The organism is Micromonospora sp. ATCC 39149, assembly GCF_000158815.1.
GTDB lineage: Bacteria > Actinomycetota > Actinomycetes > Mycobacteriales > Micromonosporaceae > Micromonospora.
Genome location: NZ_GG657738.1, coordinates 3,884,272 through 3,904,719, shown reverse-complemented (window position 1 = coordinate 3,904,719; position 20,448 = coordinate 3,884,272). Strand labels below are relative to the sequence as shown.

Sequence of the window (20,448 nt, the reverse complement as noted above, 5' to 3'; positions counted from 1 at the left end):
CAGGTAGGGCCCGTCGGTGGCCCACCGGGGGCAACACGGCGTGCAGCCTGGTGCCGTCGGGGCAGCCGGGCGTCCGCGTACGGGGAGCCGTCGTCGAGGCGGCGGCCGGCCCCGGCCGCGAGGCGCTGCGCCAGGCGCCGTACGTCGTCGACGGTGCCGACCGGCACCGCGACCTGGTACAGGCCCTGGCCCCGATCGACCCACACCCGGGTTCCATTGACCAGCACGTCGGTCACCTCGGCGTCCGCGAGCAGGGGTGCCAGCGGGCCCGCGCCGACCAGGTCGTCGTGCACCCGGCCGGCGATCCGGAGCACGGCGGTGTCCCCGAGGATCGCCGCCGCCGGCTCGGCGCGTACGGCGGAAACCACGGCTGCCGGGGTGACCGGGGCGGCCGTGGCGGCGAACCGCTGGCGCACCCGGCTGGCGAGTTCCTCGCCGTCGGCGTGGCCGTTCACGCCGCACCCGACATCGGAAGGCCGGTCAGCTCGCCGACGATGCGCTGACAGAGCGCGGCGAGGGGTCCACGCCCGTCGGCGGCGGGTGCCTCCCCGCGCTCCAGCCCTCGGCACAGCCCCGGCTCGGGACGGAGCGTGCCGGCCAGGGGCAGCCCCAGGGCGCGGGCCACCTCGACGGCCTTGAGCCGACCCGGTGCCGGGCCGCGCACGACGACGGACAGTTGGGCGCAATGCGGGGCGGCGGCCGCTGCCACCCGGGCTGCCGCGGCGGTGGCCCGCAACTCGGCTGGCACGACGAGGAACGCCTGGTCGGCGGCCTGCAACGCGAGCACGGCCGGGTCGTCGAGATGGCGAGGCACGTCGGCCACGACGAAGTCGCGCCCCCGCCGGGCCGCATCCAGGGTGGCCGCCATCGCCGGGGCGGGCAGCGGCAGGGGGTCTCCCCGGTCCCAGGAGAGCACCACCAGGTCGCCGCGGCTGGGCAGGGCCCGGACCAACGCCGGCGGGTCGACCCGCCCGTCGGCGTCGGTGAGCGCCGGCCAGCGCAGCCCGTCCAGTTGCTCCCAGCCGAGCACCAGGTCCAGCCCACCGACGAGCGGATCGGAGTCGACGAGGAGGGTACGCAACCGGGCCCGGGCGGCGGTGAAGGCCTAGCCCACCGGCGAGGGAGCTGGCCCCCGGCGCCGCCCTGGCCGCCGAGCACCGCGACCACCCGGGCCACGCCGTCGCCGGCCCGGTCCGGCGCGCACTCGGCGAACCGGTACACCAGCCATGGCTCGGCGGCAGGCAGGGTGGCGACGTGCTCAGCGCCGATCAGCTCGGCGATCTCCCAGCCGGGATCGAGCTGCCCGGTCCGGCCCACCAGGACCATCCGCGACCGGCGCGGCAGCCGCGCCCGCAGGCAGGCCTGCGCCTGGTCGTCGCCCACCAGCACCAGCGGTGCGGGCGACCACCGGGACCGGGCGGCGGCCGGGTCCGCGGCCACCTCGACCTCCGTGCCGCCGGCGGCGGCGAGCCGGAGCAGATCGTCGAGGAGGTCGTCGTCCGAGGTCACCACCAAGGGCAGTCGGCGGCGCGGCGAGAGCGAGGTACGGGGTGGTGGCATCACGGCCTCCAGCAGTCGGCTCGGGGGTGCTGCCCGAGAGCGTGCCCGGGGCGGCCCCCGCTCGCCGCCGGCTCGGGCTCCCCTGTGGATAACCGGAGGCACTGTGGACATCGCCCGAAAGCCAGGTCGATCTGCTATGGCAGAACACCGTCGCCCAGGCGGGAGGCACCCACAGCGGCGCAGCCCCCGAGCCGTCAGACCGGCCCGCCGCACGACGACACCGCATCATCCGGCCGGGGACTGGCCGCACCCGGTGTGACGATCCACGTCCAAGGAGCCAATGGAGGGACCGCTACGCGATTTTCGGCGCGAAACATTGACCTGGGGGAACCCTCGTCGCGCATAATTCGATCCTCCGTGCCATTGATCGAAGTGGCACCGTGCGCGGACCGGGGACATGACCCACTCAAGCGAGTTCGACGATCGGCACAGACTCGACATCGCCAGGAAGACCGGGGACGGGGCCGGGCCGGCGCGCCTACGCATCGGTGGCTGGGTGCCGCCGTCGGTGGAGCGCGCGTCCGTGCCGCCCGCGGCCTACGGGGCGTTGCCCGCTGGGGACGGGTGGACCACGACGGGTCCGGGGTCGCCACCGGCGGCCCGACCGACGTCCGCCCCGTCGAGGAGGGCGCACAGCAGTGACGGGCTGCGACTGGCCCTCGTCCTGGCCTCCGTGGTGGTCGGGCTGGTGGCCACGCTGATCATCATGCTGTTGCCGCTCTTCAACGCCTACCAGCCCTACCAGCCGGGGCCGATCGCCCAGGAACCGATCCGGGTGGGGCTGCCCACCGACAGCGCGACGCCCACGCCCACCCTCTCGCCGGCGGCGGGGTCCCTGTCGAACCGGGCCTCGGCACCGCCCCCGGCCTCCACGTCGGGCCGTCCGCCCACCGGCAGGCCCCGGACCGCCGCCCCGACCGCGACCACGAGCCGGCCCGCCCCGACGACCACCGCCCCCCGGCCACAACCCACCCAGCCCAGCACGCCGGAACTGCAACCGCTGCCGCCGTACGCGGAGTCGCACCTGCGGTCGACCGGCGGTGGCCGCTCGACGTACATCGAGTTCGTCAACGCCCGGCGCGAGCGGATCGTCGTGTACTGGCTCGACTGGAACGGCCGCCGCCAGCAGTACCGGACGCTGGGGCCGGGCGAGTCGTACCGGCAGCAGACCTACGTCGGCCACCCATGGGTCGTCACCAACGATCGTGGCTGGGCGCTGGTCTGCTTCCAGCCGGAGTCCGAGACACGCAGGGCCGTGGTGCGCTGACCCGTCCGCCCGCCCCGGCGTCGCGAACCGGGCGACGTCACACTATTCGAACAAGGGCTTGTCATGCGGTTGCCACATGACGTACGCTTTTGCCATTGCCAGCGAGCATAGCGTCATTTAGCTGGCAACGCACCAAAGTCTTTAGGAGGCTCCACCTTTGTGGGCCTTATAGGAATTTCTGTTCCTATAAGTAGCCATACTGGGGGGGCCTCCTTTTTGCTGTCTCAAAACAGGAAGGAGTAGTTAATGGAAGAACTTCCAAAGGAAATTGGACGGACAGTCCGGGCCGCCCTGCGAAGCTGGCCCGAGACCATCCGACTCTGTGTCCTTGTCGCGGCGGCCACCGCGCCTTGGACGCTCTATCAACTACTAACGAAGTAGACGCTACATCCTAGCCGGACCCCTCATTGTTCTGTCTACCGAGGTCCGGCTACGTCTCACAATCACGCTGTTGGGGCGAAACCGGTCCCGCTACTTACCCACGTCAAGGTGCCATCCCGCCTGCCATCGACCCGCTCTCCTGGGACGCGGGCTGCCACCCGCCCGCCACCTCGGGCCACCACGTCAAGCAGACCTTGACGGCCCGTACGGACGCTGGCGGGCCGGGCGGTGTCTGCTCGGCCCGCCCGGGTCGATGGCAGGCGGGATGGCCGCCGCAACCACCCACGGACCGCGACCCGCCGACCGAGCCCCCGGCCACCCTGGAGCCGGAGCGCCCCCGCCGGAGGCCCAGCAAACGCAACCCCACGACCGCCGCCAGCTCGCCGACGCGGCCGGCGTGCGCTCCCCTACGCCGCGCGGGCTACGTGGCCGCGCGGTGACCACGGCCAAGAAGATGGGTCTGGGCAGGGGCGTTATCGGCTTCCTCGTCGCGTGGCAATCCCATGGCTGATGAGGAGGACGATGCCGAGGGTGCCGATGCCCACCCCGGCGTAGCCAGCGAGCACTCCCCGGGCTTCGTTCCTCTTCTCCTCGTCGTAGCTGGTTCCGCCGCCGCCTACGCGCACGCACACTTGACCGGGTCTCATCGGGCTGCCGTCGCACTCGACGGCGTCGCCGTTCGAGAGGGCCTCGGCGTTGATGAAGACCATGGCCATGCCGACGCTGACCAGAGCAAACGCCAGGACCCTGAGCCATGGAGCTGGGCTGCGCATGCGAAGACCCTATCCGTCCTGACGTCCCGCGCGTTGCCCCCGGGGACGGTGATCCGACCTACGCATTGCGAGATCAAGTTGCCAACCACGGTCTACCTGCTCTAACCCCGGCTGGCCTGCGGAAACCCCTCTCGGCATCTCTCAGCGCCAGCGGCCGGGACTCGACCTCTAGAGGACTGAATGAGGACTGAGACACGCCACGCTCACCATCATTTGATCCATAGGAGCGAGCATGGGCGGCAACCTGCCGATCACCTCGCCGGCGGCTTGGTGCTGACGTTCCTCGGATGGCGCGGCGGTGCGTTCCGCTTGGGTCAAGATGGGTCACCTGGCCCGCTCGGCACCACGGTTTAGGAATTGTCGATCACAGGTCGGCGGCGATCAGGTGATCCCGCCCCCGCCGTTCGTCTTCGACTTGGCGGCGGAGCAGCCGGCGTCTACCTTTCGACGCTACTCGAAGTGCTGAACCTGACCGTCACTGCCGTCACCGTGGAGGACAACGCCGACCTGGTCATCGGCTCTGATGGCGGCGTCACCCTGCGGTTGTCGGGCGCTCCGAGCGCCTGGACAACCAGGACGTGTGTGGCTTGGCGACCCGCGCGCATAGTGCGCCGCGCCGCGCGTCCCCTTCCTGCCTCCACACCATCGATGGGGCGTGGGTCGGAGCGGGCTCGTTCCCTGGCCCGCCGGTCCTGCCTGGACTGCCCGGGTACCGGTTGCTCGGCGACCTGCTGAGGCTGGCCAGGGGTGGGTATTGGCGTGGGACCGCGACCCGAACGACGACCCGTGGATAGCCCGCCCGCCTCGGCGCTTCGTACACCGGCACAACGCCGGCTGGGTGTCGGCGGCGGTGGCACATACGGCGGCATCGGCGGTCGGCGAGCTGCGGTTCCACGACCTGCGGCACTCGTACATCACGTGGCTGGCGACGGACGGCGTACCGGTCAACGTGGTGCGGCGGGTGGTGGGCCACGAGAAGGCGTCGACGACGCCGGACCGGTACACGCACACGCCCGACGACTACGCCGACCGGGTGCGGCTGACGTTCGCTGACGATTCGCTGACTTTCCGCCTGTCGCCCGAGCCGACCCACCCGAAGAACGCGCCTTCACCTGGGCCGGAGGGGGACCAGGAAAGGGACGACCCCCGTCGGGGGGAGACGGGGGTCGTCGGGAGGTTCGGCTCCGGGGGGGTGTGAGCCGAACCGACTCAGCGGTCACGGGGGGTGCAACCGCCGAGGGTCTGCTGTCGCACGGCATGTGAATACTCGTCGTAAGCACAAGCATGCCTGAGCAGACCTGTATACGTCGAGTGGTGTCGCCTCCACTCCCTGCGAAATCGCGTTCGGAGAGTGTGATCGCCGTCACTGATGGCAGGGATGACGGGGTCGCCGTAGGGGCAGGACCGAAGTCCGCACCCCAGGCACCCGCCGACCATAGACCATCCGGATAGACTTTCGCGCCGTGGGCCGAAGTGCCGCTTTTTTTGATCTCGACAAGACCGTCATCGCCAAGTCGAGCGCCTTGGCGTTCGGTCGGCCGTTCTACCGGGACGGGCTGATCACCCGGCGGGACGTGGTGAAGTCGGCGTACGCGCAGCTGATGTTCCGGCTGGGCGGCACCGACGAGCAGACCATGGCCAGGACCCGGGACTATCTCGCCGCCCTGTGCAAGGGCTGGCAGGTGGAACAGGTCCGCCAGATCGTCGCGGAGACACTGCACGAGCTGATCAACCCCTACGTGTACGCCGAGGCGGCCGCCCTCATCGAGGAGCACCAAGCCGCCGGCCGGGACGTCGTGCTGGTCTCCGCCTCCGGCGAGGAGATGGTCCGGCCGATCGGCGAGTTGCTCGGGGTGACCGACGTCATCGCCACCCGCATGACGGTGGCGGACGGCCGGTACAGCGGCGAGGTGGAGTTCTACGCGGCCGGCCCGAGCAAGGTCGAAGCGGTCAGCGAGCTGGCCCGGCAGCGTGACTACGACCTCGCCGACTCGTACGCGTACTCCGACTCGATGAGCGACCGGCCGCTGCTGGAGTGCGTGGGCCACCCGACGGTGGTCAACCCGGACCGGGCGCTGCGCAGGTTGGCCGCCGAGAACGCCTGGCCGGTGCTGGAGTTCCGGCACCCGATCCCGCTGGGCCGGCGGCTGCGGGAGCGGCCGGCGGTGCCGGTCGCCGCGGCGGCGCTCGGTGTGGGCGTCGGGGTGGCAATCGGCATCGCCTGGTACGGCCGGCACCGCCGCACCCGCACCACTCCCGTGGCCTGACCACTCCGGCGGCGTCCAGCTGAGCCGGGGTCAGACCGGGCCGGGGTCCCGCGAGGGTGGATCAGGGCTGGCAGGCCAGGCGGGCCGCTGGTCAGCCGGCGGCGAGGATCTCGTCACCGACGGCGGTGAGCTGGTCGGCGCCGAGTTCGACCGCAGCCAGGTAGTGCCGCAGCCAGGAGCGCAGCCCGTCCGGGGTGCCGGTGGCGAACGCCCCGGCCGCACCGACGTACTCCGGTTCGCGCTCGCGGTGGCCGACGTCGACGCCGACCAACCCACGGGGGTCGAAACCGGTGGACATGAGGACCAGCCGGGCGGCTCCGCGGGCCACCAGCCCGGACGGCCCGGCGAACGGGCGCAGGTTGAGCAGCTCGCCGTGCACGACGGCGGCGAGCACCAGCGGGGGCGCGGTCGTGCCGCCGGCGACCAGCCCGGCGAGGCCGTCCAGCCGGGCGCCGACCACCGGGTCGGCCACCGGCCGCCCCAGCTCGTCGTCGGGTACGGCGTCCCGGGCGGCGAGCACGTGCAGCCGGGCGAGGACCTGCCGGGGTGCCTTCGGCCAGCGCTCGGCCAGCCCGGGCAGCGCCCCGGCCACCCGCAGTGCCCCCTGGGTCACCGGGTCGGTGAGGGTTCCGGCCCGGACGGACTCGCGGTCGTGGGCGTACCCCTCCAGGGCGGCACTGGCCACGGCGGACCGGAGGCTGACCTCGGCCGCGACCTGGCCACCGTGCCGGCGCAGCGCGCGGTGCCGCATCGCCTGGTCGACGCGGTCGCGGGCCCGCTCGACGGCGGGGGCGATGTCGGCGAGCGCGAGCAGCGGCGCGAGCGGGTCAGCGGTCACGCCGTCACGCTAGCGATCCCCGGGACGGTGGGTGAGAAGGGGACCCTTCTCTGCCGTAGACGTTAAGAAGGTGCCCTTCCTTACAGCTCGGCGCGTGGCGGGGGCCGCTCGGCGCGCGCGTCCTCCGGGAGCTGTCGCGGCCTCCGGCCGCCACGGCTAACCTCTGCGGGGGTAGGAGAGACGCAGGTCACGCAAGCGACGAGGGAGTCACGGCATGAGCGAGGCACTGGCCAACTTGCTGAACGAGACGCGGCAGTTCCCGCCGCCGGCCGAACTCGCCGCGAACGCAAACGTGACCGCCGACGCGTACGCCGAGGCCGCCGCCGACCGGCTGGCCTTCTGGGAGCGGCAGGCGGGGCGGCTGGTATGGGCGAAGCAGTGGGACCAGGTGCTCGACTGGTCGAACCCGCCGTTCGCGAAGTGGTTCACCGGCGGCCAGCTCAACGTGGCGTACAACTGCCTGGACCGGCACGTGGAGGCGGGCAACGGCGACAAGGTGGCCATCCACTGGGAGGGTGAGCCGGGCGACACCCGGACCGTCACGTACGCCGACCTGCACCGGATGACCTGCCAGGCGGCGAACGCGTTGACCGAGCTGGGCGTGGCGGCCGGCGACCGGGTGGCGATCTACCTGCCGATGGTGCCGGAGGCGGCGGTGGCGATGTTGGCCTGCGCCCGGATCGGCGCCACCCACAGCGTGGTCTTCGGCGGGTTCTCCGCCGACTCGCTGAGCAACCGGATCTCCGACGCGACGGCCAAGGTGGTGATCACCGCCGACGGCGGGTACCGCCGGGGCAAGCCGTCGGCGCTGAAGCCGACCGTGGACGAGGCGGTGGCGAACTGCCCGTCGGTGGAGCACGTGCTGGTCATCCGCCGCACCGGTGAGGAGGTCGCCTGGTCGGAGCGGGACCACTGGTGGCACGAGACGGTGGAGCGGGCGTCCGCCGAGCACGTCGCGCAGCCGTTCGACGCCGAGCACCCGCTGTTCATCCTGTACACCTCCGGCACGACGGCCCGACCGAAGGGCATCCTGCACACCACGGGTGGTTACCTCACCCAGGCGGCGTACACGGCGCACGCGGTCTTCGACCTGAAGCCGGAGACGGACGTCTACTGGTGCACCGCCGACATCGGCTGGGTGACCGGTCACTCCTACATCGTGTACGGGCCACTGGCCAACGGCGTCACCCAGGTCATGTACGAGGGCACGCCGGACACTCCGCACAAGGGCCGGTTCTGGGAGATCGTCGACAGGTACCGGGTGAGCATCCTGTACACCGCGCCGACGCTGATCCGGACGATGATGAAGTGGGGCGACGACATCCCGGCCGGGCACGACCTGTCCTCGCTGCGGCTGCTGGGCAGCGTCGGCGAGCCGATCAACCCCGAGGCGTGGATGTGGTACCGGCAGCACGTCGGCCGGGGCGAACTGCCGATCGTGGACACCTGGTGGCAGACCGAGACGGGCGCGATCATGATCTCGCCGCTGCCCGGGGTCACCGAGACCAAGCCGGGTTCGGCGATGACCCCGCTGCCGGGCATCGAGGCCGACGTGGTGGACGACCAGGGCCAGTCGGTGCCGAACGGCGGCGGCGGTTACCTGGTGTTGCGCGAGCCGTGGCCGTCGATGCTGCGCACGATCTGGGGCGACGACAACCGGTTCGTCGAGACGTACTGGTCCCGGTTCGAGGGGTTGTACTTCGCCGGGGACGGCGCGAAGAAGGACGACGACGGGCACATCTGGCTGCTGGGCCGGGTGGACGACGTGATGCTGGTGTCGGGCCACAACATCTCCACCACGGAGGTGGAGTCCGCGCTGGTGTCGCACCCCTCGGTGGCGGAGGCGGCGGTGGTGGGGGCGACCGACCCGACCACGGGGCAGGCGATCGTGGCGTTCGCCATCCCGCGCGGCTCGGTCGACACGGCGGGCGAGGCGGGCGAGAAGCTGATCTCCGACCTGCGCAACCACGTGGCGCGGACGCTCGGCCCGATCGCCAAGCCGCGGCAGATCATGCTGGTGCCGGAGCTGCCGAAGACCCGCTCCGGCAAGATCATGCGCCGGCTGCTGCGGGACGTCGCGGAGAACCGGTCGCTGGGCGACGTGACCACCCTCCAGGACTCCTCGGTGATGGAGCTGATCTCCTCGGGGATGGGCGGCGGCAAGTCCGACGAGGACTGACGGCAGGCGTGTTACCCCTCGGAGGGTGGCGGCCCGCGCGGGCCGCCACCCTCCGTTTCGGGCATCCCGGCACGCATACGCTCCGTAACGGTGAGATCTCGGTCGGTTGGGTGAGGGGTACCGGTCTGAACGGACACAGGGGACGCCGCCCCCTGTTGGACGGGTTGTTTCTCCTTTAGGTTCAGCCGCATCGGTCGGTTCGATGGGCGTCACTGTCATGCGCGCCGGCTGGTCTCCTCGCCCATGCCCGAGAAACGGAGCGGCATGCACACGATTCCGCAACGACGATCACGCCGACGCCTACTCGTCGCGCTGCCCGCCATCGCCCTCGCGGCCACGTCACTGACCGTGACGGGGACCGCGTCGGCCGAGACGTCCGGCCCGGTTCGAGCCACGATCGGGGCGGACGAGCACTACATCAACTACGCCGAGCCCGAGGTGCAGCCGGACACCGCCGGCAAGGAGGTCAAGGGCGCCGACGGCGTGTACACCACGGCGGTGGACCGGGCCCGGGCGTACAACCGCAAGTACGCCGGCGGCAACCCGACGGCCGCGAAGCAGCTCGCGAAGCTGGAGGCCCAGTCGATCCGCACCGGGAAGAGCCCTCGGCGGATCAAGCAGGCCCCGAGCACCCAGACGGCCAAGCTGCTCACCCTGCTGGTGGAGTTCAACGACCAGGCCAACGACGACTTCACCGGCGTGATGGTGCCGAAGACGGTCTTCGAGGACCGGACGTGCGTCCCCGGCACGGTGCAGAACGGGCCGAAGCACAACAACATCCCGAACCCGGCGAGCCTGCCGCACGAGGACAACAACTCGATGTGGGTGCCGGACTTCTCGCCGTCCCACTACAACAAGATGCTCTACACGAAGAAGGGCATCACCGAGCGGGTCCGCACGGACCTGGAGGGGCCGGACGGCAAGAAGGGCATCAGCCTCGCCGGCCGGACCATGCACAACATGTACCTGGAGATGTCCAAGGGCGCGTACACGGTCGACGGGCAGGCCAGCCCGTGGATCACCGTGCCGCACTCCGAGGGCTGGTACGCGGCGTCGCGCTGCTTCCAGGACGAGAACGGCGACTGGGTCGCCGGCCGCGAGCAGGCCATGAACGGCCACCCGGACAACCCGGCCGGCGCGGGCCGGCTCGCCACCGACGCTATCGACACGCTGGCCGCCATGGACCCGAGCTTCCCGTGGGCCGACTACGACATCGAGGACCAGAGCGACCGCGACGGCGACGGCAACCTCTTCGAGCCGGACGGGGTCATCGACCACCTGGTGCTGGTGCACGCCGGTCAGGGCAAGTCCCGTGGCGGCGGCGCCGAGGGCGTGTACGCGGTCTGGGCACACTCCTCGACGGTTCCGGGCGGCTACACCATTCCCGGCACGCAGCTGCGGGTGTCGAACTACATCGTGCAGCCGGAGGACTCCGGCGTCGGTGTCTTCGCGCACGAGTACGGCCACGACCTCGGGCTGCCGGACCTCTACGACACGTCCGGCAACGCCGACTCCGACGTGGACTTCTGGGACCTGATGTCCTCCGGCTCGCACAGCGGCGAGATCTTCCAGGCGCTCCCCACCCACATGGGCATCTGGGACAAGTGGGTGCTCGGCTGGGCCGAGCCGGTGACGGTCGCCCCCGGCTCCGACCCGCGCACCATCCGGCTCGGGCAGACGTCCCGCACGCCGGTCGGCACCGCCCACGGCATCAAGGTGGACCTGCCGGACAAGGTGATCACCCTGGCCACCCCGCACAGCGGTGGGAACATGTGGCACAGCGGCGCCGACCAGAACTGGGCGGACGTCAAGCTGAGCCGCGCGGTGAGCGTGCCCTCGGCCGCCGACGCGAAGTTCTGGATGTGGAACAACTACGTCATCGAGGAGGACTGGGACTACGGCTTCGTCGAGCTCTCCACCGACGGCGGGGCCACCTGGTCGGAGCAGAAGGTCTACGACGCGGCCGGCGCCGTGGTCACCACGCCGGACAACTACGCCGACCCGAACGGCCGGATGGCGGACTTCGGCGGTAAGAAGTACGGCCTGACCGGCTCCACCGGCGGCTGGCGGCACGACTACGTCGACCTGTCGGCGTACGCGGGGCAGACCGTGCAGCTGCGGCTGCGGCAGGCCACCGACGAGTCTTTCCTGGAGCGGGGCTGGTTCGCCGACGACTTCGCGGTCACCGGCGGTGGCACCACCACCTGGAGCGACGACGTCGAGGGCGGGGCGAACGGCTGGACCGCCACCGGCGGCAGCTTCACCGACACCACCGGCGGGGGTTGGAAGACCAACTCCGGCACCGAGGTCCGGGCGCACTACTACCTGGCCGAGTGGCGCAACTTCGACGGCTTCGACAAGGGTCTGAAGTACGCCTACGACACGGTGTACTCGCACGACGCATGGAAGGTCGACCGGATCTCGTACAACGCGCCGGGCATGCTGGTCTGGTACCGCGACACGGCGCTCGGCGACGTCAACCACGTCACCGCGCAGCTCACCGCCCTGCCGAGCTACGGCGCCAAGGGTGGCCTGCTGATCGTCGACTCGCACTTCGACCCGTACCGGCGGCAGGGCACGGCGGCCGAGAAGGACCCGTCGGTGCTGGACAACCTGCCCAGCCGGCCCCAGTCGTCGAACGCGGCGTTCGGCCTGAAGAAGACGTACCCGTTCAACGAGTGCCTGGAGGCGGCGGACGAGCCGTACAGCGAGTACTGCACGAGCTTCCCGGCGCAGCCGGCGGTGCCGCAGTTCACCGACGCCAAGGGCTGGTACCCGGGCATCGAGATCCGGGACAACACGCCGTACGCCCGGGACAACGACGCCTCCGTGGTGCTGCCGTCACGCGGCAACGCGCAGTACACCACCCGGGTCGTCAACCCGGACGGCACCCCGGCGACCTCGTTCTACGGGGTCACCCTGGGTGGCGGGGCGATCGTGCTGGGCACCGGCAACCCCGGTGACGCGGGTGTGGGCTACGGGGTTTCGCTGACGGTACAGCGGACCACGTGGGACAACTCGATCGCCACGGTGAAGGTGACCGCGGCGACGCCCTGATGATGGGCGGTAACTGACCGGAGGATCAGCGGAGGGGTCGGTGGCGCAGACGCCATCGGCCCCTTCTCCTTTTGCGTCGGCAGCACCGATCAAAATCCGTCACTCCGATTCACCGCCCAGAAATCCGCGCTGCTCGCGGCGCTGGAGAAGTCGCCCAGGTATGACAGTGAAAAGCATTCTCAACAAAAGTTTGCAACAAATCGACACACGCGTCTTCCCCCCCGTCCCGGGAGACTCTATGTTCACCATTGGTCCCACAAGTGGGACGACTCACCGGCTCCTACCCTCGTTGGGCCGGTTCCCTCACACCGGAGGTACCACGTGCGGAAAGTCGCAGTGGGTCTGCTCGGGCTTTCGTTGACGGCGACGGGCCTGGTGGTTACCACGACCGCCAACGCGGCGTCGACCGCGAAGCTCCCGGCCGCCGCCCCGTCGGCCGTCGAAGAGGCCCCAGCGGATCACGATCTGCCGGACAAGCTCGAGGACAAGCGCCGCGCGCTTCGTCAGGAGGGCCTCAGCGAGGTCCTGTCCGGCCGGGCCAAGGCCCAGAAGATCAACGGCAGCACCGTCGTCAAGGTCGGCAAGACCGCTGGCGGCGGCGCATCCGCGGCCGGCGCGCGCAGCGCCAAGAAGGGCCAGAAGGACCAGTACGTCGAGCTGGCCCGGGAGCGGACCGACAAGATCTTCGTGATCCTCGCCGAGTTCGGCGACGAGCGGGACCCCGCCTACCCGGACAAGGACATGAACCCGGACATCACCGGGCCGTCCCGGTTCGACGGGCCGCTGCACAACGAGATTCCCGCCCCGAACCGGGCGGTGGACAACTCGACGGTGTGGCAGGCGGACTACAGCGCGGACTACTTCCGCAAGCTGTACTTCGGCACCGGGCAGGGCGACGAGTCGCTCAAGCAGTACTACGAGGCCCAGTCGTCCGGGCGCTACAGCGTCGACGGCATGGTCACCGACTGGGTGAAGGTCAAGTACAACGCCGCCCGCTACGGCCGTTCCGACGACCCGATCGCCGACGAGGACACCGGGAACCCGGCCAACGACCCGGCCGTCTGCGCGGCCAGCGTCTGCCAGAACACCTGGGACCTGGTCCGCGACGCCGCCAACCAGTGGGTCGCCGACCAGAAGGCCAAGGGCCGCACCGACGCCCAGATCAAGGCCGACATGCAGTCCTACGACCAGTGGGACCGGTTCGACTACGACAGCGACGGCAACTTCAACGAGCCGGACGGCTACATCGACCACTTCCAGATCGTCCACTCCGGCGGCGACCAGGCCGACGGCGACCCGTACCAGGGTGAGGACGCCATCTGGAGCCACCGCTGGGCGGCGTACAACACCTCGCGCACCGGCCCGGCGAACTTCCCGATCGGCGGCACCCAGATCGGCAACACCGGCGTCTGGATCCGCGACTACACGATCCAGCCGGAGAACGGCGGCCGGAGCGTCTTCTACCACGAGTACGGCCACGACCTCGGCCTGCCTGACGACTACAACGTCGAGAGTGGTGGCGACAACAACAACGAGCACTGGACCCTGATGGCCCAGAGCCGGCTCGGCGCCAAGAACGACGACGGCATCGGCGAACGCGGCGGCGACCTCGGCGCCTGGAACAAGCTCCAGCTCGGCTGGCTCGACTACGAGGTGATCAAGGCCGGCCAGAAGAAGACCCTGGAACTCGGCCCGCAGGAATACAACACGACCAAGCCGCAGGCCGCCGTGGTGGTCCTGCCGCAGCGGGAGTACACCTTCGACTACGGCGCGCCGTTCGAGGGCACCAAGCAGTTCTTCTCCGGCAACGACGACGACCTGGACAACACTCTGACCAGGGCGATCGACCTGACCGGGAAGACCTCGGCGGCACTGTCGCTCAAGGGCCGGTTCGACATCGAGTCCGGCTACGACTACCTCTTCTTCGAGGCGTCGACCGACGGCGGGGCCACCTGGAGCGCACTGCCCGGCACCGTGAACGGCAAGCCGATCCCGCCGGTGTCCAACACCGACCCGACGCCGGGCCTCAGCGGCAGCAGCGGCGGCGAGTGGACCGACATCAACATCCCGCTCAACGCCCTGACCGGCAAGAGCATCCAGTTCCGCTTCCACTACATCACCGACGGTGGCGTGGCCGAAGGCGGCTTCTTCGGTGACAACATCACCGTGACCGCAGACGGTCAGACGCTGGCCAGCGACGGTGCCGAGAGCGGCACCGGCGACTGGGCGGCCAAGGGCTGGAGCATCGTCGAGAAGTCCTACACCCGGCTCTTCGACAACTACTACATCGCCGGCCACCGGTCGTACGTCTCGTACGACCAGTACCTGAAGACCGGCCCGTACTACTTCGGCTACGCCAACACCCGCCCGGACTACGTGGACCACTACGCGTACCAGGAGGGCCTGCTGATCTCGTACTGGAACCTCCGGTTCGCGGACAACGACACGTTCGTCCACCCGGGTGAGGGTCGCAACCTGATCATCGACTCCCGCCCGCAGCCGATCTACAACCTGACCGGCAACCCCTGGCGGGCCCGGGTCCAGGTGTACGACGCGCCGTTCAGCACGAAGAAGGCGGACTCGTTCACGTTGCACATCAACGGTCAGGCCCAGTACGTCCGGGGTCAGGCCGCGCAGCCGCTGTTCGACGACACCAAGCAGTACTGGTACCCGGAGCTGCCGAACCACGGCGTCAAGGTCCCGGCCACCGGCACCAAGATCAAGGTGCTGGAGCAGAAGGGCACCTCGATCAAGGTCAGCTTCTCCTGATCCACTGATCCACTGATCGACCGCTTCACCGATCGACCGCTTCACCGCGATGCCCGGGCAGGCCACCTGTCCGGGCATCGCCCTTTCCCGCCGGCACCGTTCTCCGCGCCGGGCACGCCCTCCTCGCCCCAGGGCACCGTCCTCTCCGCCGGGAAGTCCCGAGCGCCGGAGCACCGGGACGGGCGGGGGCACCGGGGTCCTAGGCTGGGACCATGACCGAGCAGCGCGGCGGGGCCGTCGATGAGTCCTGCGTCCTGACCGAGGGGCCGTGGACGCACCGGTTCGTCGGAGCCAACGGCACCCGTTTCCACGTCGTCGAGGCCGGCACCGGCCCGATGGTGCTCCTCCTGCACGGTTTCCCCGAACACTGGTGGGCCTGGCACGATGTGCTGCCCGCCGTCGCCGACGCCGGGTTCCGGGCCGTCGCGGTCGACCTGCGCGGCTACGGGGCCAGCGACAAGCCGCCCCGGGGATACGACGGATACACCCTCGCCGCCGACGTCGCCGGGCTGATCCGGGGCCTCGGCGAACGCTCCGCCACCGTGGTCGGCACCGGGGCCGGTGGCCTGATCGGCTGGACCGCCGCCTCGTTCCACCCGTCCCTGGTCCGCCGGCTCGTCGTGCTCGGCGCGCCCCACCCGCTGCGGCTGCGGGCCGCGATCTTCGCCGACCCGCGCGGCCAGTTCACCGCCTCCACACCGACCCTGAGGTTCCAGCTCCCCCGGTACGAGCACGTGCTCACCCGGGACGACGCGGCGGCCGTCGAGGAGATGCTGCGCCGCTGGGGCGGACCACAGTGGGTCGACGGCCCCGACTTCGCCGCGTACGCCCAGCGCTGCCGGGAGGCGATGCGCATCCCGCAGGCCGCGTTCTGCGCCCTGGAGGGCTACCGGTGGGCGTTCCGCTCGGTGCTGCGGCTGCACGGCTACCGGTTCGTCCGGCTGATGCAGAAGCCCCTGGTCACTCCGACGCTCCAGCTACACGGTGCCCTGGACGCCGCGTCCCTGCCGCGCACCGCCCAGGGCTCCGGCCGCTACGTGGTGGCGCCCTACGAGTGGCGGCTGCTGGACGGCGTGGGGCACTTCCCGCACGTCGAGGCGCGGGACGTGGTGCTCGGCGAGATCCTCCGCTGGGCGAAGTCCTGATCCCCGGTCAGAGCCGCTGCTCGCGCAGGTCGGCGACCTCGCCGGCCGGGGCCCAGCCCTGGTAGACCCCGAAGTCGAAGACCTCCAGCCCCATCGCCTGCGCCACGGGCCACCGGCCGCCCGTGTACTCGACCCGCAGCCAGCCGTCGTGCTCGGCGAGCACGACGAACGGCTGCCCCTGCCAGGTACAGGTGGTCCGGACGTACGCCAACTCCTCCACCTCGGCCACCGGAAGCACCCGGACGTAGCGGCCGGGGCGGACTTCCTCGAACCCGTCGCCGGGCTCCGGCTGGTAGAGCCGGACGTTGTCGCCGTCCGGGCTGGCCTGGTACTCCCGGCCCCGCCAGCGGGCCACGTAGCCGTCGCGCATCAGTCCTCACCGGCCCGACGCCAGAGCAGCGCATCCGTGTCCAGGACCGCGACCACCCGCTCGGTGCCGTCCGCGCCGATCCGCCACAGCTTCGCGCCGTGCGGCAGCCGGGCGCTGTCCACCTTGAACTCGGCCACCACGTCGCTGCTGTCCCCCGGCGCGAAGCCGTTGCCCCGGAACGGCGGGCGCTCGATCACCCACCCCTCCATGGCCCGCATGGCACCCTCGTTCTGCCCGCCGTACGGGATGCGGTAGAGGCTCGGCCGGTGCGCCGGCCAGCGCAGGACGTAGATCTCCTCCGCGTCCCGCGAGAACGGCGAGCCGGGGTGGCCCAGGCCGAGCGCGTCGTGCAGCTTGGCCGGGGTGTTCAGGTGGGCCAACTCGCTGGCCCGGTGCACGAAACCGGAGACCCGGTCGTAGCCGCGCTCCAGGTAGTAGGAGAGCTGGCTGGGCGCGACCGCCTTCTGCATCACCACCGGCTGGCTCGGATCGACCGGCGGCGGGACGTGCCGGGACGCGCCAGGCGACGCGCCGGCCGACGGCTGCGGTTCCGGCTCGCTCTCGACGTCGTCGCCGAGCCCCACGTCGGCGGCCCAGTTCGCCAGCGCGACGATCTGTTCCCCGGGCAGCTTCGCGCCCACCGGCGTGTTCGGGTTGACCGCGAACGACCAGGCGTCGTCGGGCCAGCGACGAATTAGCTGGGCGAACTTGATCAGTACGGTTTCCACCGGCTCGTCGACGTGGTCGGCCATCCGCTCCGGCGAGGTGTAGACCACCACGTAGCGCTCGCCGTCCAGCCGCTCGGTCCGCCAGACGAAGCCCGGCTCGCCGGGCCGGCTGCCGTCAGCCGAGTCGGGTGCCACCGGCAGCAGCACCCGGGCCAGCAGCAGGGTGGAGAGGAAGGCGTCGGTGCTGCCGGTGCCGGCGGCGGCGGCAAGGTCCTCCTCGACGTCGTTGGCCGGCTGGAACTCGGGTGCGGGCGACGCCGCCGGCTCCGGGTCGGGGCCCCCGTCCGGGTCCGGAATGGCGCCAGCGGACACGGCAGGCCCCGGCACATCCGGCCCGGCCACATCCGGCTCGGGCAGATCCGGCTCGGGCAGATCCGGCCCGGCCGCACCCGGCTGAAGCGCATCCGGCTCGGCCACGTCCGGCTCCGGCACCCGCACGGCCGCGGCCGGACCGGTGGCGGCCTCCGGACCGGTCGGGGCGACGAGCTGGAAGAGGGAGCCGACAGACGGGTCGGACGCGGGCCGCGCCGCCGGGGTGAACAGGGACACCGTCGCCTCCGGCTCGGCGGTCTCGACGGGCGGGTCGGCGGCTGCGGAGCCGGTCAGGGTGATCGGCGCGGTCACCGGGTCGGCAGCCGCCGGAACCGTCGCCTCCGGCGGCACGACCGGTTCCGAGACGGGCAGGTCCCGGGCCTCGATGATCGTGCCCTCGATGACGATCGGCGAGAAGGACCGGCGGGGCGCGGGCGGCCCGGAGACCGGCTCGGCGATGGAGGCGGTCACCTCCTCGACAATCTCCTCGACCGGTACGGGGTTGGGTGGCTGCGGGAAAGGTCGGGTCGGCTCCTCGTCGGCAGGCCCGGGGCGACGACGCGGGAATGCCTGCTCCGCCCCGAACCCCGGGCCGCGACGCGGCAGGGCATCCGCCGCCCCGACGCCGGTCACGCCGAAGGGACGGGTCGGCTCGCCCGCGCCCGCGCCACCCGCCTGACCGAAGAGGTCGACCGTCGCTTCGCCGGCCGCGGTGGAGGGACGGGTCGGCTTCTCGCCCGCCGCCACACCCCCGTCCACTCGGAAGGGACGGGTCGGCTCCTCGCCCGGCGGTACCGCCCGGAAGGCTCTGGTCGGCTCCTCCGGCACCGTCCGGGGCGGCACCCCGGGCGGCGCGACGCCGCCGGAACGCAGGGGGCGGGTCGGCTCGTCGGGGGCCGCACCGGGGCTGTGCGCCTCGGCCGGCGGCGTCGCCGGAGCAGCCCCGGCCGGCGTCATCCGCACCGTCGGCGGATCCGGGGTGGGGGTGGAGGTGGGCTGGAAGGCGTGGGTCCGTTGCTCGGCAAGTGGCTCCGGGGCGGGACGCCGCCGGGGGAAGGCCTGGCCGCCGGCGAAGCCCCGGGACGGTGGGACGGCACGGTCGGCGGGACGGCGGGGTTCCCCGAGCCCCCGGGCCACTCGGCTACGGCCGGACGACGGCTCGAAGAAGGACGCGGGTTGGTTGGGCGGGCCCGGAACGCCGGCAGGTGAGCCGTTGCCGGCCACCGTCGCCTCGCCCGGCGCGGCTTCCGTCGACGGCCTCCGCTGGGGGACGTTCAGCCACGCCGAGCCGCCCGGCACCGGCTCGTCGCCGGCCCCGCCGGGCGCGGCATCGGGGCCACCGGGTCGGCCGCCCACCGACCCGTCCGGGTGCGGTGGGGCCGGGGCACCGCCCCGCGGCCGGGGCGGGGCCGTCAGCGGCGACGCCGTGAGCCGGGTGGTGGGCGTATCCGCGACGTCGGCCGGCCCGGTCGTCGGGGCTCCCGGTAGCGGCCCCACGGCCGCCGGGCCGGGCGCGGGCGACACCGGAGCGTCCTGGCCGGGGACCACTGCGGTGGCCCGGGCCTTCGCGGCGGACTCGACACGCTCCAGTCGGGCCCGGGCACCGAGGGTACGGCCCGGCAGTCGCACGTCGCCCCGCGAGAGCTGGGAGACGAACCAGGCCGGCAGGTAGCCCTCGATGGGCAGGCCCGGGTTGACCGCCAGCCACCACTCGTGGTTGGGCCAGTCGGCGGCGAGGTCGGCGTACGCGCTGCGTCGGCTGGGCGCGGGGCTCCCGCCCAGGCACGCTCGCAGCGCGGCGGGTGAGGTGAACGCCAGCACGTGGGTCCGGCCACCGGTGGTCCAGGTGCCCCATCCCATCGGGGCCTGCCCGGCCAACGCCTCCGCGGAAACCGGCAGCAGCAGGTCGGTGCGGGCCAGGATCCGGAAGTAGAGCTCCTGGTCGTTGGCGCGGAGCGCGTCGCGCATCGCCGCTTCGGCCTCGGTAGCCGGCTCCCAGTCGGTCACGGCCACCTCTCCTCCCGCGCTCAGGCCATAGGCATCGCGTACAACCTACAAGGTGGTAACAAGATCACAATGGCTGGCCAGGGACGCCCCGCCGGACAATCCGGATGCGGATAACATCCGGTTCCGAAGCCGACACGATACGGAGGCGCGATGCCCCGGCCCGCCACGCGTCCGGCCCTCGCCGCAGTGGCCGCAGCCCTGCTGACCGCGCTTCCCGCCGCCCCGGCACCCGCGACCGGGGCGCTGCGCGCGGCACCCGGCTGCGCCACGCCGCCCGCACCGGCCCGTCCGGTGGCGGCCACCCCGTGGCCTCAGCAGCGGTACGCCCCGGAGCGACTCTCCGCGCTGGCCACCGGGGCCGGCGTCACCGTCGCGGTGATCGACTCCGGGGTGGACCGGGGGCACCCGCAGCTGGTCGGGCGGGTCCAGGCCGGAGCCGACTTCCTCGACCCGGGCGGCAACGGCAGCCAGGACTGCGCCGGGCACGGCACCGGTGTGGCGAGCATCATCGCGGCCGCGCCCCGCTCCGGCATCGCGTTCCAGGGGCTCGCCCCGGACGCCCGCATCCTGCCGGTACGGGTCAGCGAGCAGCAGGTGGTCGAGGGGCGTGAGTCGGGGCGCACGGTCAGCGCCGCCGACTTCGCCCGGGCGATCCGCTGGGCGGTGGACCATGACGCCGACGTGCTCAACCTCTCCGTCGTGCTGTACGCCGACAACCCGGCCGTCCGGGCGGCGGTCGGCTACGCGGTCGACCGGAACGTGGTCGTGGTGGCCGCCGCCGGCAACCTGCACGAC

General features: G+C 71.8%; 12 protein-coding genes and 2 pseudogenes. 8 read left to right on the top strand and 6 right to left on the bottom strand.

The features are described from left to right. A pseudogene (locus tag MCAG_RS30965) lies at positions 1–455 on the bottom strand (ATPase, T2SS/T4P/T4SS family); the annotation flags it as partial. Next, positions 452–1,509: pseudogene (gene ssd, locus MCAG_RS16705) on the bottom strand (septum site-determining protein Ssd). The pseudogenes MCAG_RS30965 and ssd, both read right to left, overlap by 4 nt. 448 nt (positions 1,510–1,957) lie before the next feature. On the opposite strand from ssd, the gene MCAG_RS34910 reads away from it, so the two are divergent. Continuing rightward, positions 1,958–2,827 (top strand): hypothetical protein, encoded by an 870-nt coding sequence (locus tag MCAG_RS34910; RefSeq protein ID WP_007074161.1) that lies wholly within the window; start codon positions 1,958–1,960, stop codon positions 2,825–2,827. 854 nt (positions 2,828–3,681) lie between these two features. On the opposite strand, the gene MCAG_RS16695 is transcribed toward MCAG_RS34910, so the two are convergent. Beyond that, positions 3,682–3,981, bottom strand: a complete 300-nt coding sequence (locus MCAG_RS16695; RefSeq protein ID WP_007074160.1) for a hypothetical protein — start codon at positions 3,979–3,981, stop codon at positions 3,682–3,684. A gap of 754 nt (positions 3,982–4,735) precedes the next feature. On the opposite strand from MCAG_RS16695, the gene MCAG_RS16690 reads away from it, so the two are divergent. Next, the gene (locus tag MCAG_RS16690; protein WP_007074159.1) at positions 4,736–5,179 is read left to right on the top strand and encodes a tyrosine-type recombinase/integrase; all 444 of its coding nucleotides are present in this window, start codon (positions 4,736–4,738) and stop codon (positions 5,177–5,179) included. Between the two features lie 265 nt (positions 5,180–5,444). Beyond that, positions 5,445–6,248, top strand: a complete 804-nt coding sequence (locus MCAG_RS16685) for an HAD family phosphatase (RefSeq protein WP_007074158.1) — start codon at positions 5,445–5,447, stop codon at positions 6,246–6,248. Positions 6,249–6,339: 91 nt separating this feature from the next. On the opposite strand, the gene MCAG_RS16680 is transcribed toward MCAG_RS16685, so the two are convergent. Then, positions 6,340–7,086, bottom strand: a complete 747-nt coding sequence (locus MCAG_RS16680; RefSeq protein WP_007074157.1) for a hypothetical protein — start codon at positions 7,084–7,086, stop codon at positions 6,340–6,342. Between the two features lie 214 nt (positions 7,087–7,300). On the opposite strand from MCAG_RS16680, the gene acs reads away from it, so the two are divergent. From acs to MCAG_RS16660, 4 genes are all read left to right on the top strand, one after another. Continuing rightward, a complete protein-coding gene (gene acs / locus MCAG_RS16675; protein WP_007074156.1) occupies positions 7,301–9,265 on the top strand; it encodes an acetate--CoA ligase in 1,965 nt (654 codons plus the stop codon). Between the two features lie 264 nt (positions 9,266–9,529). Beyond that, the gene (locus MCAG_RS16670) at positions 9,530–12,322 is read left to right on the top strand and encodes an immune inhibitor A domain-containing protein (RefSeq protein ID WP_036373785.1); all 2,793 of its coding nucleotides are present in this window, start codon (positions 9,530–9,532) and stop codon (positions 12,320–12,322) included. A 336-nt stretch (positions 12,323–12,658) separates the two neighbouring features. Next, positions 12,659–15,091, top strand: a complete 2,433-nt coding sequence (locus tag MCAG_RS16665; protein WP_036373780.1) for an immune inhibitor A domain-containing protein — start codon at positions 12,659–12,661, stop codon at positions 15,089–15,091. A 212-nt stretch (positions 15,092–15,303) separates the two neighbouring features. Continuing rightward, positions 15,304–16,236, top strand: a complete 933-nt coding sequence (locus MCAG_RS16660; protein WP_007074152.1) for an alpha/beta fold hydrolase — start codon at positions 15,304–15,306, stop codon at positions 16,234–16,236. 7 nt (positions 16,237–16,243) lie between these two features. Here the strand turns inward: MCAG_RS16660 and MCAG_RS16655 are convergent, their stop codons facing one another. Both MCAG_RS16655 and MCAG_RS30955 read right to left on the bottom strand, forming a co-directional pair. Next, the gene (locus MCAG_RS16655) at positions 16,244–16,609 is read right to left on the bottom strand and encodes a hypothetical protein (RefSeq protein ID WP_036373776.1); all 366 of its coding nucleotides are present in this window, start codon (positions 16,607–16,609) and stop codon (positions 16,244–16,246) included. Then, complete coding sequence (locus tag MCAG_RS30955; protein WP_036377312.1) at positions 16,606–19,653, bottom strand: SseB family protein; 3,048 nt, start codon at positions 19,651–19,653, stop codon at positions 16,606–16,608. Before MCAG_RS30955 ends, MCAG_RS16655 begins: the two co-directional genes overlap by 4 nt. Before the next feature lie 150 nt (positions 19,654–19,803). On the opposite strand from MCAG_RS30955, the gene MCAG_RS16645 reads away from it, so the two are divergent. Next, on the top strand, positions 19,804–20,448 hold a 645-nt coding region (locus tag MCAG_RS16645; protein ID WP_007074149.1), incomplete at its 3' end, for a S8 family serine peptidase.